The 15356-nt window shown below is 44.4% G+C and carries 16 protein-coding genes; 6 read left to right on the forward strand and 10 right to left on the reverse strand.

The genetic code is table 11. The features are described from left to right. Positions 1-112 precede the first annotated feature (112 nt). The 10 genes from nqrM to bolA all read right to left on the reverse strand — a co-directional run bounded on the left by nqrM (position 113) and on the right by bolA (position 9676). The gene (gene nqrM, locus ASV53_RS16560) at positions 113-334 is read right to left on the reverse strand and encodes a (Na+)-NQR maturation NqrM (protein WP_094957901.1); all 222 of its coding nucleotides are present in this window, start codon (positions 332-334) and stop codon (positions 113-115) included. 9 nt (positions 335-343) lie between these two features. Then, positions 344-1366 carry an FAD:protein FMN transferase gene (locus ASV53_RS16565; protein ID WP_094957902.1) on the reverse strand — a complete coding sequence of 341 codons (1023 nt, stop codon included), beginning with the start codon at positions 1364-1366 and terminating at the stop codon, positions 344-346. A 277-nt stretch (positions 1367-1643) separates the two neighbouring features. Beyond that, positions 1644-2867, reverse strand: a complete 1224-nt coding sequence (gene nqrF, locus ASV53_RS16570; protein ID WP_094957903.1) for an NADH:ubiquinone reductase (Na(+)-transporting) subunit F — start codon at positions 2865-2867, stop codon at positions 1644-1646. Between the two features lie 21 nt (positions 2868-2888). Next, complete coding sequence (gene nqrE / locus ASV53_RS16575) at positions 2889-3485, reverse strand: NADH:ubiquinone reductase (Na(+)-transporting) subunit E (protein WP_048898159.1); 597 nt, start codon at positions 3483-3485, stop codon at positions 2889-2891. Between the two features lie 7 nt (positions 3486-3492). After that, positions 3493-4125 carry an NADH:ubiquinone reductase (Na(+)-transporting) subunit D gene (locus ASV53_RS16580; protein ID WP_094957904.1) on the reverse strand — a complete coding sequence of 211 codons (633 nt, stop codon included), beginning with the start codon at positions 4123-4125 and terminating at the stop codon, positions 3493-3495. Beyond that, complete coding sequence (locus ASV53_RS16585) at positions 4118-4912, reverse strand: Na(+)-translocating NADH-quinone reductase subunit C (protein WP_062692702.1); 795 nt, start codon at positions 4910-4912, stop codon at positions 4118-4120. The genes ASV53_RS16580 and ASV53_RS16585 overlap by 8 nt, the downstream gene beginning before the upstream one ends. Further along, on the reverse strand, positions 4902-6146 hold the full coding sequence (locus ASV53_RS25515; RefSeq protein ID WP_189337896.1) for an NADH:ubiquinone reductase (Na(+)-transporting) subunit B: 1245 nt from the start codon (positions 6144-6146) through the stop codon (positions 4902-4904). The genes ASV53_RS16585 and ASV53_RS25515 overlap by 11 nt, the downstream gene beginning before the upstream one ends. 3 nt (positions 6147-6149) lie before the next feature. Continuing rightward, a complete protein-coding gene (locus ASV53_RS25520) occupies positions 6150-7490 on the reverse strand; it encodes a Na(+)-translocating NADH-quinone reductase subunit A (protein WP_189337897.1) in 1341 nt (446 codons plus the stop codon). 416 nt (positions 7491-7906) lie between these two features. Further along, complete coding sequence (locus ASV53_RS16595) at positions 7907-8992, reverse strand: TRAP transporter substrate-binding protein (RefSeq protein ID WP_094957905.1); 1086 nt, start codon at positions 8990-8992, stop codon at positions 7907-7909. A 375-nt stretch (positions 8993-9367) separates the two neighbouring features. After that, complete coding sequence (gene bolA, locus ASV53_RS16600; RefSeq protein WP_062691046.1) at positions 9368-9676, reverse strand: transcriptional regulator BolA; 309 nt, start codon at positions 9674-9676, stop codon at positions 9368-9370. A gap of 104 nt (positions 9677-9780) precedes the next feature. Here bolA and ASV53_RS16605 point away from each other — a divergent pair, with 104 nt between their 5' ends. The 6 genes from ASV53_RS16605 (at position 9781) to ASV53_RS16635 (ending at position 15295) form a co-directional block, all read left to right on the forward strand. Further along, complete coding sequence (locus ASV53_RS16605) at positions 9781-10905, forward strand: methyltransferase (protein WP_094957906.1); 1125 nt, start codon at positions 9781-9783, stop codon at positions 10903-10905. 103 nt (positions 10906-11008) lie between these two features. Further along, positions 11009-11578, forward strand: a complete 570-nt coding sequence (locus tag ASV53_RS16610) for a YajG family lipoprotein (RefSeq protein WP_062691044.1) — start codon at positions 11009-11011, stop codon at positions 11576-11578. Further along, positions 11578-12144 carry a peptidylprolyl isomerase gene (locus tag ASV53_RS16615; RefSeq protein WP_094957907.1) on the forward strand — a complete coding sequence of 189 codons (567 nt, stop codon included), beginning with the start codon at positions 11578-11580 and terminating at the stop codon, positions 12142-12144. Before ASV53_RS16610 ends, ASV53_RS16615 begins: the two co-directional genes overlap by 1 nt. Positions 12145-12185: 41 nt before the next feature. Further along, positions 12186-12557, forward strand: a complete 372-nt coding sequence (locus ASV53_RS16620; RefSeq protein WP_094957908.1) for a hypothetical protein — start codon at positions 12186-12188, stop codon at positions 12555-12557. 163 nt (positions 12558-12720) lie between these two features. Then, a complete protein-coding gene (locus ASV53_RS16625) occupies positions 12721-14085 on the forward strand; it encodes an AmpG family muropeptide MFS transporter (protein WP_062691049.1) in 1365 nt (454 codons plus the stop codon). A 433-nt stretch (positions 14086-14518) separates the two neighbouring features. Then, entirely contained in the window at positions 14519-15295 is a 777-nt protein-coding gene (locus tag ASV53_RS16635; RefSeq protein WP_094957910.1) for an outer membrane protein OmpK, read from the forward strand. Positions 15296-15356: the final 61 nt, after the last annotated feature.

A 15356-nucleotide genomic window follows, 5' to 3' on the forward strand; every position in this document is an offset into this window, starting at 1 on the left:
CCTGACTCCGATAGAATATCGAAATCAGGCCTTACAAGCCGCTTAACTAAAATGTCCAACTTAATGGGGTCACTTCACAAACTCAGGCTTTTATTTTATCTAATATCTGGCATTAAAGAATCTGATTCTTTTTCCATTCATCTTGACGTGCCTCGCGTGCTTCACGCTTTTTACGTGCATCACAAGGTTCAGGGCAATCACACTCTTTAGCTATACCAATACCGTCAAGACCACCACAGCTACCGCTGACGGTTTTTCGTTGGAAAATATAGCCTACAGCCATCGCTGCAATGACCAGTAGAAAGACCGCGAAGGTTGTTAAATATACCGCCATAACGATTCTCTATTTTTTCTTCAGGTACGTCTTAAACGCATCTGTCATGAATTCTTTAAAGCCTTGTTCGGTTTTCACCACTAACAAAACGGGTAAATTTTCTGCTGTTGCTAATTCTATCGCTTTCTCTTCGCCCATAACAGAGAATGCTGTTGCTAGCGCATCGGCTGTCATGCTTGATGGATGCAGAACCGTTACAGAAACCACATGGTTATCAATAGGTTTACAGGTTTTAGGATCGATCAAGTGTGAATAACGAACACCATTTTCTTCAAAATAATTTCGGTAATCACCCGACGTCGCCACAGCCATAGTACCAGGTTCGATGATTTCTTGTACTGCTCGTGAACCGTCGTCTGTTGGTTTTTCAACGGCAATACGCCAAGGAATACCTTCTGGGTTCAAACCTTTTAAGCTCAGTTCACCACCAATTTCAACCAAGTAATCCGCAACATTTAGCTCATCAAAATAATCTGCGACAACATCGACGCCAAAGCCTTTTGCAATCGATGACAAATCAACATAAAGATCTGGGATGTCTTTGGTTAAAGTATTGCCTTCTATGCTTAAGTGGTGAATACCCACTATTTTTTTACGCTCTGCAATTTCAGCAGCGGTTGGCGTACTTTCTGGACGCGCTTCTGGACCAAAGCTCCATAAATTCACTACAGGGCCAACCGTTATATCCAGTGCGCCATTGGTCAGCTTCGCTAAACGAACAGCTTCTGCAACCACTTTCGCGGTATCAGCAGACACAGTGAAAGGAGTACCGTCTGTATGTTGGTTAAATTGACTAAGTTCGGAATGCTTACGGTAAGTTGACATTTGATCATTGACTAACTCTAGTCGGCGATCAATTTCAGCCTGGATCACCTCGGCATCAGGTAAACCTTCCTGCTTAATCAACTTGATTGAATAATAGGTGCCCATGGTTGAGCCATTGAGATGAATAAGTTCACGCTTATCACCACAGCCAGCTAAAGTAAGAACCATTGCCATCAATACGATAGCTTGGCTTAACATCTTCTTCATTTAATCAACTCCAAAATGAAGGGGGGATATTTTGCATGTGTATACACAGCAAATAGACTTTCTATCTGTTGCTACTTGAACAAATCACCCTTGATTCTGATATTTAACAGAACTCTTACGGGTATTTTTTATTCAACAATACAAATCTGGATAAGTAATTGGTCTAATAATCAACGTTAATGATCAAGTACTTATGTAGATTGGTATAACTAGCGCCAAGATGAAAAAAGGCTGACCCTTAACGGAGTCAGCCAATGTATTGTGCTCGAAGGGCTAATTAGCCACCGAAGTCATCCAGTAGGATGTTTTCGTCTTCTACACCAAGATCTTTCAGCATGCCGATAACAGCAGCATTCATCATTGGTGGACCACACATGTAGTATTCACAGTCTTCTGGTGCTTCGTGATCTTTCAAGTAATTCTCGTAAATCACGTTATGGATGAAGCCTGTGTAACCATCCCAGTTATCTTCTGGAGAAGGATCAGACAGTGCAACATGCCACTCGAAGTTTTCGTTGTCCGCAGCTAGCGTATCGAAATCTTCAATGTAGAACATTTCACGCTTAGAGCGAGCACCGTACCAGTAAGTCATCTTACGCTTAGATTTAAGACGTAGAAGCTGGTCGAATATGTGAGAGCGCATAGGTGCCATACCAGCACCACCACCGATGAATACCATTTCGTTATCCGTTTCTTTCGCGAAGAACTCACCGAAAGGACCAGAAATAGTACATGTATCGCCAGACTTCAGAGACCAAATGTATGAAGACATCACACCTGGTGGTACATCTGGGTTGTTTGGCGGCGGCGTTGCGATACGCACGTTAAGCTTAATCAGGCCTTTCTCTTCTGGGTATGACGCCATTGAGTAAGCACGGATTGAATGCTCTTTAACAACTGACTCGTAACGGAACAGGTTGAACTTGTCCCAATCACCACGGTATTCCTCAGGAACATCGAAGTCAGAGTATTTGATGTGGTGCGGTTCAGCTTCAATCTGAATGTAACCACCAGCACGGAAAGGAACTTCCTCGCCTTCTGGGATTTTAAGCACGAGTTCTTTGATGAACGTTGCTTCGTTGTCATTCGAAAGAACTTCACATTCCCACTTCTTAACACCAAAGATTTCTTCTGGAAGCTCGATGTTCATATCAGATTTAACGTTAACCTGACATGCTAGACGTTCGCCTTCACGTGCTTCACCTTTTGTGATGTGGTCAAGTTCAGTCGGTAAGATGTCACCACCACCCGATTTAACTTTAACGCGACACTGGCCACAAGAGCCACCGCCACCACAAGCAGAAGAAACGAAGATACCACTTGCTGAAAGAGCATTAAGTAGTTTACTACCGGCAGCGGTTGTAATCGCTTTTTCCGGATCGTTGTTTACTGAGATAGTAATGTCGCCTGATGGTACTAGCTTAGATTTAGCGAAAAGAATCACTAAAACTAGAGCCAGGATAATCAGAGTGAACATGACTACGCCAAGAATAATATCCATTGACTATTCCTATTATCCTGATTACAGCTGTACGCCAGAGAAAGACATAAAGCCTAACGCCATAAGACCAACAGTGATGAATGTAATACCCAAACCACGTAAACCCGGAGGTACGTCTGAGTACTTCATCTTTTCACGAATACCCGCAAGGGCAACGATTGCAAGCATCCAACCGGTGCCTGAACCGAAACCGTATACTACAGACTCAAGGAAGTTGTAGTCACGTTGTACCATGAAAGATACACCACCGAAGATTGCACAGTTAACTGTGATCAGCGGAAGGAAAATACCTAGTGCGTTGTATAGCGGTGGGAAGAAGCGGTCCAGAATCATTTCTAGAATCTGAACAAGTGCTGCAATTACACCGATAAACGTGATGAAGTTAAGGAAGCTTAAGTCCACACCTTCAACAATCGCACCATCTTTTAGCAGTAGGTTGTAAACAAGGTTGTTTACCGGTACCGCAATCGTCAATACAACGATTACTGCAACACCTAGGCCAAAAGAGGTTTTAACTTTCTTAGATACCGCAAGGAATGTACACATACCTAAGAAGAACGAAAGTGCCATGTTCTCGATAAAAATCGAACGAACTAAAAGGCTTAGATAATGTTCCATGTTCCCCTTACTCCTTCGCTTCTACTTGTTCTGGACGAACAATACGGATAGCCCAGATCATGAAACCGATCAGGAAGAAAGCTGATGGCGCTAGTAGCATCATGCCGTTTGGTTGGTACCAACCGCCGTCAGATACTAGAGGTAGAACCTCGATGCCAAATAACTTACCTGAACCTAGTAGTTCACGGAAGAAGCCAACAGTGATTAGTACGAAACCGTAACCAAGACCGTTACCAATACCATCAATAAGCGACGGTAATGGTGCAGACTTCATTGCGTATGCTTCAGCACGACCCATTACGATACAGTTAGTAATGATCAGGCCAACGAATACAGAAAGCTGTTTAGAAATATCGTAAACAAATGCTTTTAGTACTTGGTCAACCAAGATTACTAGTGATGCAATGATCGCCATCTGCGCGATGATACGTACACTGTTAGGAATATGATTACGAACTAACGATACAAAGAAGTTAGAAAATGCTGTAACAAACGTTACCGCTAGCGTCATTACAAACGCTGTTTCTAGTTTCGTAGTAACCGCTAGTGCAGAACATACACCAAGAACCTGAAGCGCGATCGGGTTGTTGTCGAGAAACGGCGCAAACAAGATCTTTTTCATTTCTTTAGCATCAGCCATTGTTCAGGCCTCCCTTACGAACCTTAGCTAGGAAAGGACCGAAGCCCATGTCGCCTAACCAGAAATCGAAGGTGTGTTGTACACCGTTACCAGTTAGCGTCGCACCAGAAAGACCGTCAACACCGTGGATATCACCAGGGGTTGCACCACCTTTCACTACGCGAATAGCAGGTTGGTTGTTGTCATCAAACAGTTTCTTACCTTCAAACTGTGCACGCCAGTTCGGGTTTTCGATTTCACCACCCAGTCCAGGGGTTTCACCCTGCTGGTAGTAAGTGATACCAGAAACAGTATTACCGTCAGTCTCAACCGCAACGAATGCGTACATCATAGACCACAGACCGTTACCGTGAACCGGTAGGATCAGCTTCTCGATGTTATCGTTCGCGTCTTTAACGAGGTAAACAGTCGCCACGTTTGCACGACGAATGATCTTAGCCAGATCTTGCTCAGCGTTTAGCTTCACAGATTGTGCTGGATCTTTCGCAGCTGAACGTTGGTTGTACTGTGCAGGTGTTTGACCCGCTTCAGTTTGATCAACAAACTCGCCAGTGTTTAAGTCAACAAGCTTAGGCTCGATGAACTGACCGTATGCTTCTTGAATGTTTGCAGCACCGTCAAGCAGGCCAGCAACAGACAAGATGTTACGCTGAACATCTTCTACCGCATTTTTTTGCTGTAGAGGACGCAGTGCAACAGCTGCAGTTGATACCACGATCGAGCAGACTAGGCTCAGCGCGACAACAACAATCAGCGTTTTTTTAATGCTATCGTTATTACTTGCCATGGCGAGCTAGTCTCCGTTTGATGTTGCCCTGAACAACTAGGTTGTCAAATAGAGGCGCGAAGAGGTTCGCGAATAGAATCGCCAGCATCATACCCTCAGGGTAAGCTGGGTTAACTACACGAATCATCACTGCCATTGCACCAATTAACGCACCGTACCACCACTTACCTTTATTGGTAAATGCCGCTGATACAGGGTCAGTTGCCATGAACATCATACCGAATGCAAAACCACCTAGAACTAGGTGCCAGTGCCATGGCATGCTGAACATTGCATTAGTGTCAGAACCAACGATGTTAAACAGAGTCGCTGCTGCAACCATACCAATCATAGTACCCGCGATGATGCGCCATGAAGCGATGCCCATGTAAACGATCATTGCGCCACCAAGAATGATAGCGAGTGTAGAAACTTCACCGATAGAACCAGGAATACGACCGATAAACGCGTCCATCCAAGTGATCGCTTCACCTGTCACTGTATTCAGTACAGAAGCTTGACCACCGTTCGCCCACTGGCTTAGCGCAGTTGCACCTGAGAAACCGTCAGCCGCAGTCCATACTAGATCACCAGAGATCTGAGCTGGGTAGGCGAAGAACAGGAAGGCACGACCTGCAAGCGCAGGGTTAAGGAAGTTACGACCAGTACCACCAAAGATCTCTTTCGCAACAACAACACCAAAGGTAATACCTAGTGCAGCTTGCCAAAGTGGAAGTGTTGCTGGAACGATCAATGCGAACAAGATAGAAGTTACAAAGAAACCTTCGTTAACTTCATGCTTACGCACCATACAGAAAAGCACTTCCCAGAAACCACCTACAGCAAATACCACTGCGTAGATAGGGAGGAAGTAAGTCGCACCGAGTAGCATTTTGCTACCCCACCCAGCATCAGCTGTAAGAGTGCCGCCTAACATTTGCGTTAGCCAGTAGTGCCAATCGCCTGCAAGTACCGTCGCTAGTTGTTCACCAACGTACATGTGGTTTAGAGCAGTGATTGCTTGATGACCCGTATTGAACATGCCCCAGAACATTGCTGGGAATACCGCAAACCATACCATGATCATGATACGTTTAAGGTCAATACTATCGCGAACGTGTGAACCAGTACGCGTCACTTGGCCTGGAGTGTACATAAGAGTGGCGAATGCTTCGAAAAGCGCAAACCATCTTTCGTGTTTACCACCAGGTTCAAAGTGATGTTCAACATCTTCGAGGAAATTCTTGAGACCCATGAATTACCCTTCCTTCTCAATTTTGTCCAAGCACTCACGTAGCAATGGACCAAACTCATACTTACCTGGGCATACATACGTACATAGAGCCAGATCTTCTTCATCTAACTCAAGCGCACCCAGTAGTTGCGCGCTATCGCTATCACCAGCACAAAGGTCACGAAGTAACAGTGTTGGTTCGATGTCTAGTGGCATTACTTTTTCGTAGTTACCAATTGGCACCATTGAACGCTCACTACCGTTAGTCGTGGTTGTCATGTTAAACAACTGACCAGGGAAGAATTGGCTCAAGAACGAACGCGTTACAGAGAATTTGTTTTTACCTGGTGCGATCCAGCCTAAGAATTCTTTCTCATAGCCTTCACGAAGCGCCGTTACTTGAAGGTGGTAACGACCAAGGTAAGCCAGTGGACCAACCGCTTTCGTCGCGTTCAGAACAGAGCCTGAAAGCACACGAATTTGACCAGGCATCATCTCAGAATCAGTTAGCTGCTCAATAGAAGCACCGATTTGAGTACGCACAAGACGTGGGTTGTTCACAACAGGACCACCAAGGGCAACAACGCGATCAGTGTATAGCTCACCTGTTAAGAAAAGCTGACCGAACGCAATAACGTCTTGGTAGTTAATGTGCCACGCAACATTCGCTGCATCAGCACCGAATAGTTTGTGGATGTGAGTACCAACTAGGCCAGCAGGGTGCGGACCGTTGAATACGTGTTCTTCAATGTTAGCTTCAGAACTACGCGGTAAGCTCGAACCTGCTTTACAAACCATGACTTTGCCGCTAGTTAAGCGAGAAAGTAGAGTTAGACCAGCAACAAACGCATCGCTTTGTTCGTTGATGATTAGCTCAGGGCTTGCAGCTAGAGGATTGGTATCAATTGCAGTAACAAAGATAGCCTTTGTTTCTGAATCAATAGCCGGCACCTTGCTGAATGGACGGGTACGAAGCGCTGTCCACATGCCAGATTCAACTAACTGTTCAACCACAACAGCACGATCGAGCTGTGCTAGTTGATCAGCGGTATAGCTGTTGTATGTGATTTGCTCGTTGCCTTCTACATCGATAACAACCGATTGTAGAACACGTTTAGCACCACGATTAATCTCAGTAACCTTACCAGCGGCTGGAGCAGTGAATTTAACGCCAGGATTCTTTTTATCTTCAAAAAGAACCTGACCTTTCTTCACTACATCCCCTACGCGGGTATGCATGGTAGGACGCATACCAACATATTCTTCGCCAAGCAAGGCAACACGTGTGATGGCATTACCATCATTTATCGCCTGGGTAGGAGTCCCTGAAATTGGGATATCCAGACCCTTTTTTATTGTAATCATACGCACTTGCACTACATTAACGGGAAAAAAGAAATTTTCTATTGCGCAATTAAGACACGACTTTCCATCGTCCGAAGCCGGCTTCATATCCTACACCGACGCCGCAACATCCTATTAACCAGCTCATCACAACTTATTGTGATAAGCTTTTTTCAAGCCCGCGATTCTATCATTAATCGAACGGTTTTTACCATGTTAATCCGTACTGATCGGGGCTAAAATCGGCAATGAATGAGATGGCAACACTTTCAGTAGTGAATAAATTTGAACTAAACCACAATTCGTACTGATAGTGCTTTTGTACATCTCATTTGCACTTGAGTCCAAACATCCACAATAATCAAACAAGTTACAAACACTGGCAACAAGTGGTCAGCAATCGACTTGGGATAATGTGTCTCAACTTTTACAAAATGTTAATCGATATTCACATCTGCATTATCTGTCACCCTGCCATACTCACGCACAGCACCTAAAAACCGCTGGTACGATTCATGGATTTTCTTAATGCTAGGGTCTTGTTGACTCAGTTCTTGTAGCAACTGATTATTAATCGTTTTTAAGTGCAACAGAACAGATTCAGGGAAGGCTTTTAGCTTAACATCATGTTCATTGAGCAACACGCTGAGAGCATTAACATTTTTGACCGTGTATTCATCCAGCATATTCTGGCTAGTCGCACGGGCGGCAGTTTCAATAATGGCTTTTAGATCATCAGGAAGTGCCTGATAAGCATCTTTATTAATTAAGAATTCCATATTGGTGCTTGGCTCATGCCAGGCTGGGTAATAATAATAACGCGCTGCATTGTGTAACCCAAAAGCCAGATCATTAAACGGTCCCACCCATTCAGTCGCATCAATTGCTCCTGTTTCAAGTGCAGTAAAAAGTTCACCTCCCGGTAAACTAACCGGAATGCCTCCAGCGCGCTTAAGTACCTCAGCGCCATACCCTGGTAAACGCATTTTCAGCCCTTTTAGATCACTGATATCTTTTATCGCCGTGTTGAACCAGCCCCCCATTTGGGTGCCTGTATTTCCCCCTGACATCGGGATGACCCCATAAGGCGCATATAATTCCTGCCACAGTGCTAACCCGCCACCATAGTGTAGCCACGCATTCATTTCTTGCGCGGTCATGCCAAAAGGCACCGCCGCAAAAAAGGGGGCCGCTGGTATCTTATCTTCCCAATAATATGCCGCTGAATGCCCCATTTGAGCAGTGCCTTTTGACACCGCATTAAACACATCAAAACTTGGCACTAATTCACCCGCGCCATACACTTTGATGACCATTTTACCGCCACTTAAGCGGGACACTTGCTCGGCAAAATATTCAGGGGCATAACCGAGTCCAGGAAAGCCTTTTGGCCATGAAGTCACTAACTTCCATTCCACGAGCGGTGCATCTACATTGTTATCGGACGATGCCTCACGATCACATGCATTTAAAACAAAAGCAGTAGCCACTATAAGAGCTACGCTACAAAGCCGCTTTATCATTCAATCTTCCTTGTTTCGCACTTTTTATAATTATCGAGACGAGGTTGTGTACAGCGTTACCCGCTCAGTATAGCCAGTGAATGACGATTCGGTTTTGATGATAGAAGATGTTTAATTGCAATAATGCTTGGCGCTTCAAAAATCCCTCTCTTTACGACAAAAGGATTATCTATATTTGGCACAAACTGAGTAGTCACACGCAAAAAGCCACCAGCATGAGCATCGCGTTACATTAAAGTGAGCTGAGAAGAGGTAATAAGAAGAGAAGGAAATCTCATGATAAAGAGATAATCAGCCACTACATCATGGCTGATTTATGGTATGTACTATGACCATATTTTAAAGAAAATACGCTAAGATTAAGCAGCGTCGATTTTACTTACCACCACCGTGACAAGCTGGTGACGATGGCGCACCTTCGATAAGACTTTTCCACTCAGTTGGTGTATAGGTGTGCATCGCCAACGCATGGATATGATTCGCCAGCTCATCCGCTAGTACAGCATTTACCGCACGATGACGCCCAATAAGGCGCTTACCTTCAAATTCGGAACATACGATCACCACTTTAAAATGGCTTTCAGAACCCGCGGGGACATTGTGCATGTAGCTCTCATTCACAACATCAAGGTGAGCTGGTGAAAATGCGTGTTCTAGTTTTTCAATAATACGTTCTTGCAACATGTAAATCACCGAAAGGATCAACAGACCGAAAAATCTATGTGACGCATCCCGAAGGTTTTGCGACAATAGCCATAATTCGTAAACATACCTGAAAGTTATCCGTAATGAAACCAGTGCTAACTCTGCTTGATCGTACCTTGAAGCTTGCTCGTTACCCGCAGCGTACAAACGAAACCCTGCAAGCATGGGATGCCGCAGATGAGTACCTGATCAATCACACTCATGACATGGTATTAGATCCACAGCGCCCTATCCTGATCTTTAATGATAGTTTCGGCGCATTAAGCTGCTGGCTTGCTGAAAAAGGCCAAGTCACCAGCATTAGTGACTCTTACGTCGCACAGCAAGGTTGTAGTCAAAACTTAGCTGCAAATGAATTACCACAAGTGACACAACTCGACTGCCTTGCAGACTTACCTGCCAACCCGCAGTTGGTACTGATCAAACTACCTAAAAACAACCGTCTTCTTACTTGGCAGCTGCAACAGTTATGTCACTTAGTACCGGAAGATTGCGTCATTATTGGTGCAGGTAAAGCCAAAGAAATTCACACATCAACATTAAAGTTGTGTGAAAAGCACTTAGGTGAAACCAAAACATCATTAGCGGTTAAAAAAGCACGTTTAGTGTTCATTAAACCTGATAGCTCACTCGTGAAACCGATGCCAAGCCCTAAAACGTGGGATGTACCAGAGCACGGCTTTACCCTAAGCAACCACGCTAATGTATTTTCTGGTGAAAGTTTAGATATTGGTGGTCGTTTCTTGTTAGACCATATTCCACAAGATCCAAACCTTAAACATATTATCGATTTAGGCTGTGGTAATGGTGTGATTAGCTTAAAAGCAGCCAAATTGAACCCACAGGCAAAAGTAACCAGCGTAGACGAAAGCTACATGGCTGTTGCATCATGTGGCGAAAATGCCAAGTTAAACCTTGATAACCCAGAACAAATCCATGCTATCGTCAACAACTGTTTAGATGGACTGGAAGCTGAATCGGCCGATATGGTGCTGTGTAACCCTCCATTTCATCAGCAGAATGCAGTGACCGATCATATTGCTTGGCAGATGTTCTGTGATGCGCAGCAAGTTCTTCGCCCTAATGGGCAGTTAATCGTCATTGGTAACCGCCAACTGGGATACGATGAGAAAATGAAACGCATATTTGGCAACGTTCAAAAAATTGCGCAAAATAACAAATTTATTATTTACAAATCTGGCAAATAACCAGAATAACAAGCACTTATGATTTGCCTACGTACTTATGTGTCCCTGTATCTTTCAGTACCAAGGTGTCATGGCAGTCGATACTTCAGCTAAGGATAAGAAAATGAAGAAGTTTTTTGTAGCCGCATCGGTTCTTGCGCTATCAGCATGTTCTGCACCGCAAGCACCGCAGATCACACTTGCACCAACACCGGTTATTGCAACCCAAGCAAGTGTTAACGGCACACACATCAACCTAACTAGCCAAGATTTACGTCCAGCACAGTTTATTGCCGTGGTTGATACAGGCCGCCAAAATGTAGAGCCGATCCATGCATCTCAAAACTTGCGTGTTACGTTGGAAGATGCACTGGCACGCCAACTAACAGCGCAAGGTTACAAGCTAGACAAAAACAGTAAAGGTACTCTACGCCTTGATATTCTTGAGGCTATGGTTAACGTGAAACACAGCGTAATGAGCCATGAATTAAGCAGCAAGCTACAGCTTCAACTTGTGATTGATACGCCCAAGGGTAAATTCGTAAAACGCTACGCAGGTAAGTCAGATAAAACAGGCGCAATGAGTGCTTCAACTGAAGATATGGAACTAGCACTAAACGGCCTGATGACTGCTGTTCTTAACGATATTTATGCTGATGCTGAATTGAACAACTACATGCAGGAGAATCTATAATGCGCAAATTGTTAACCGCATTAACGGTTATGGCTGCAGTTACTCTGCCATTATCGGCTTTTGCTACGACTCAAGTCGAAGTCACCACGAATGTCGGTAACTTCACGATTCAGCTGGACGAGCAAAAAGCCCCTATCAGTAGTAAGAACTTCCTACGTTATGTTGAAGACGGCAGTTACGAAGGTACTATTTTCCACCGAGTGATCCCTGGTTTCATGGCGCAAGGTGGTGGCTTTGATGAAGATTTAACCCGTCGTCCATCGTATGATGCCATTAAAAATGAAGCCACTAACGGTTTGAAAAATGATCGCGCGACTGTGGCAATGGCACGCACGCAAGATCCGCACTCAGCAACGCGTCAATTTTACATTAACTACCAAAATAACAGCTTTTTGAACGCCAATGGCAATCAAGCAGGCTACGCCGTGTTTGGTAAAGTTGTGAAGGGGTTCTCAGTAATAGAAAAAATGGCCACTATACCTACCACGACTATCCGTTCAATGGGTATGAAAGATGTGCCGCAACAACCTATAGTTATTAAGACAATTAAAACTATTAATAACTAAGTGACGATCACCAGAGTGTGATCCGACACTCTGGTGACTTTATGCTTACATTAATTTCAGATAACAGCCTTTCGCACAACGCCATTACTCAAGCTGTGCATGCTCATGTGGAAGAGTTCGCCCCAATCCTTGCACTTAGCACATTAAACACTATTCATGGCCGCACATGTTTCACTTCACTCGAAGCCATTTGTACCGAGCATTTGCACGAATGGTGGGGGCTTGCCATCACGACGGGTCAACCTAATGACCACTATGAATCCACCTATTGGTATTTACTACACCTACTCGAAGCCGTTGAAGAGCACCAACTTTTAGGCAATATGTTTGTTCAGCACAAGGTCGTCAGCTGTGCAAACTATCTACTCGGACTAGGCCCAGCGCCCGAAAACATCCATGGAGCTAGGCCATAGTGTCATTTAACGGAAAAATTACCGTTACACACTTGCTTTATAGCCTCTATTCACAATAGATTACCTCTGCAGCACTAGCCTTATTGCGTTGGTGTTGCAGACAAACATGCTGATCATTCGCGTACTCGATTGGCTGAAGAATCTATTCGTCATTGAGGTAAACATGGATCAATCGTTAGAAAACAAGACAAATTTAGGATGGCGAGTATACCTTGAGCGTAAAGTACTTATCATGCTGGCGCTGGGCTTCTCGTCTGGCCTTCCTATTTTGCTTGTTTTCGGCACGCTGTCGTTTTGGCTACGCGAAGCGGAAGTCAGTCGCACCGACATCGGTTTTTTTAGCTGGGTCGCGTTAGCGTATGGCTTTAAATGGATTTGGTCACCACTGATTGATCGTTTCCCTATCCCACTTTTTTCACACCTGCTTGGTCGCCGCCGTGGCTGGATGGTGTTCTCACAGTTACTTATCATTGCTTCGCTATGTGGTATGGCAATCAGCAACCCACAAGTCGACCTAGTTCAGCTGGCTATTTTTGCGGTGATCGTCGCTTTTGCCTCTGCTTCGCAAGACATCGTTATTGATGCTTATCGAATTGAGTTAGCAACTGAGCGCTTACAGGCAGCATTAGCCGCGGCCTATATGACAGGCTACCGTTTAGCGATGATTATGGCTGGGGCTGGCGCATTGGCATTTGCCGCGTGGTTTGGCTCCGACACGGCGTATGATGTGACGGGCTGGAAAATGGCCTACTTCATCATGGCGAGTTTTATGTCAGTGGGCCTTATTACCGCACTCTGCATTAAAGAACCGACGATCGATTCAAGCCAGATCGACAATATAGAAAAAAAATTCCGACAATCTTTGCTCAATAAAGGCATGAATCCACTCGCTGCAAAAGGCTCTGCTTGGTTCTATACCGCAGCCATCATGCCATTTCAGGACTTCTTTTCACGCTATGGGCGTCACGCCCTGTTAATTTTAGTCTTGATTGGTTGTTACCGTATTTCAGATGTCGTTATGGGCGTCATGGCCAATGCCTTTTACGTCGATATGGGCTTTACCAAGACCCAAGTCGCCTCGGTTTCAAAAGTGTACGGCGTTATCATGACACTCGCCGGTGCTGGTCTTGGCGGCATCATGGTAAGTAAATACGGCACAATGCGTATTTTAGCTTTAGGAGCTATTCTCTCTGCCTTTACCAATTTACTGTTTGTTGCTTTTACCTATATGGGAAACAGCATACCTATGCTGACAGCTGTTATCTCACTAGATAACCTGAGTGCTGGTATTGCGACTGCCGCTTTCATTACCTATATGTCGAGCCTAACTAACGTTGCTTTTTCAGCCACGCAATACGCATTGTTTAGCTCAATCATGTTGCTCTTCCCTAAGTTCATTGCTGGCTTTTCTGGCATGTATGTCGACAATTTTGGCTACAACACCTTTTTCTTCACCACGGCACTTATCGGTTTACCCGTGTTAGTGTTGATTCATTTAGTCAACAAAGGGCAAAATGACGCGCATTAAGGTGACAAAAAACAGGTATATAGAGGTACAAAACGCTAATTAGTTAGACTATATACAATTGCATTTTTTTGCCATTACCCCTTTATTTCGGCTAATCAACCAAAAATGACATCATCAACAGCCTGATTGTTGTTGATGTCAAACCAAACAGACAGGAATGTCTAAAAAACAACGCCGAATGTTGTTCAAAAAACCACCACAAAACACATCAGCTTCATACTTATTTGAAAAAGTTCAAATTAATTACCCGAATAGGTCACAAAAAAAAGCCCAATGTAACCGATTACAGAAGATCAAGATCACATTTAGCAAAGGTTTGCGCAATCGTTACATTCACAACGGTGACATAAACCCATAAAATGCCACCATCAAATCGGGCACCCCCTTAACTCAGCCTGAATTAACGACGACATAATCAACGAGAGTTTGAACCATGCGTAAATCACTACTAGCTCTAACTGCACTAGCAGCAACTGCGGCACTTCCAGCACAAGCTGAATACCAATACGGTTTTGCTAACGTTTACGGAGACTACCTAACGTGGACTAACGGCACTGAAGGCTTCAACAGCGATGTTAAAGTAAGCGACAACCGTGACGATCACATCACACTAGGTGCTGAAGGCGGTGCTGGTTTTGATTGGGGTGAAATCTACGGTTTCTACGAGTACGAAAAGCTAAACATGGCTTCTACTGACCGTAGCCAAGCAGCTAAGTTCTCTATCCACTACAAAGTAGTTGGTGACTTCACGGCTTACGCACAAATTTACAACATTATCGATAATAAATTCGATAGCGAACAAAACCGTGTTATTGGTGTTGGTTACACTGGTCTAACTGGCGACAACTTCTGGTTCAAACCTTTCGCTGGTATTCACGATGTATCTGCAGCTGATAACGTTGATGCTAACGGTAAAGTGACTGATGCAAATGGTTTCAACGGCTACATGGTTGGTTGGAACGCTGGTTTCACATTCGAAGTTGCTGGTCAACCATTCATGGTTACTAACTGGCACGAAACTGAACTAGCTCGTAACGACGGTTACACGCTAAACCAAAATGGTTCTACTGGTCACAACGGTGCTGTAGGTATTTGGTACGATATCACAGATACTTTCTACACTGGCGTTCAATACCGTTACTTCTACAACAAGCTAGGCGTAGATGGATACGGTGATGCAGCTATCTTCCGCATCGGTATGCACCTGTAATAGTTAGAATTATCACAGTTTCAAAAAAGGCGCTTTTAGCGCCTTTTTTATTGTCTAGAAT

The organism is Photobacterium sanguinicancri (genome assembly GCF_002265265.1).
In the GTDB taxonomy this organism is placed as follows: Bacteria; Pseudomonadota; Gammaproteobacteria; order Enterobacterales; family Vibrionaceae; genus Photobacterium; species Photobacterium sanguinicancri.

Excerpts from the sequence above, each read along its gene's own strand:
- nqrM (WP_094957901.1), bottom strand. The coding sequence starts at position 334 with ATGGCGGTATATTTAACAACCTTCGCGGTCTTTCTACTGGTCATTGCA.
- ASV53_RS16565 (WP_094957902.1), bottom strand. The coding sequence starts at position 1,366 with ATGAAGAAGATGTTAAGCCAAGCTATCGTATTGATGGCAATGGTTCTT.
- nqrF (WP_094957903.1), bottom strand. The coding sequence starts at position 2,867 with ATGGATATTATTCTTGGCGTAGTCATGTTCACTCTGATTATCCTGGCT.
- nqrE (WP_048898159.1), bottom strand. The coding sequence starts at position 3,485 with ATGGAACATTATCTAAGCCTTTTAGTTCGTTCGATTTTTATCGAGAAC.
- ASV53_RS16580 (WP_094957904.1), bottom strand. The coding sequence starts at position 4,125 with ATGGCTGATGCTAAAGAAATGAAAAAGATCTTGTTTGCGCCGTTTCTC.
- ASV53_RS16585 (WP_062692702.1), bottom strand. The coding sequence starts at position 4,912 with ATGGCAAGTAATAACGATAGCATTAAAAAAACGCTGATTGTTGTTGTC.
- ASV53_RS25515 (WP_189337896.1), bottom strand. The coding sequence starts at position 6,146 with ATGGGTCTCAAGAATTTCCTCGAAGATGTTGAACATCACTTTGAACCT.
- ASV53_RS25520 (WP_189337897.1), bottom strand. The coding sequence starts at position 7,490 with ATGATTACAATAAAAAAGGGTCTGGATATCCCAATTTCAGGGACTCCT.
- ASV53_RS16595 (WP_094957905.1), bottom strand. The coding sequence starts at position 8,992 with ATGATAAAGCGGCTTTGTAGCGTAGCTCTTATAGTGGCTACTGCTTTT.
- bolA (WP_062691046.1), bottom strand. The coding sequence starts at position 9,676 with ATGTTGCAAGAACGTATTATTGAAAAACTAGAACACGCATTTTCACCA.
- ASV53_RS16605 (WP_094957906.1), top strand. The coding sequence starts at position 9,781 with ATGAAACCAGTGCTAACTCTGCTTGATCGTACCTTGAAGCTTGCTCGT.
- ASV53_RS16610 (WP_062691044.1), top strand. The coding sequence starts at position 11,009 with ATGAAGAAGTTTTTTGTAGCCGCATCGGTTCTTGCGCTATCAGCATGT.
- ASV53_RS16615 (WP_094957907.1), top strand. The coding sequence starts at position 11,578 with ATGCGCAAATTGTTAACCGCATTAACGGTTATGGCTGCAGTTACTCTG.
- ASV53_RS16620 (WP_094957908.1), top strand. The coding sequence starts at position 12,186 with ATGCTTACATTAATTTCAGATAACAGCCTTTCGCACAACGCCATTACT.
- ASV53_RS16625 (WP_062691049.1), top strand. The coding sequence starts at position 12,721 with ATGGATCAATCGTTAGAAAACAAGACAAATTTAGGATGGCGAGTATAC.
- ASV53_RS16635 (WP_094957910.1), top strand. The coding sequence starts at position 14,519 with ATGCGTAAATCACTACTAGCTCTAACTGCACTAGCAGCAACTGCGGCA.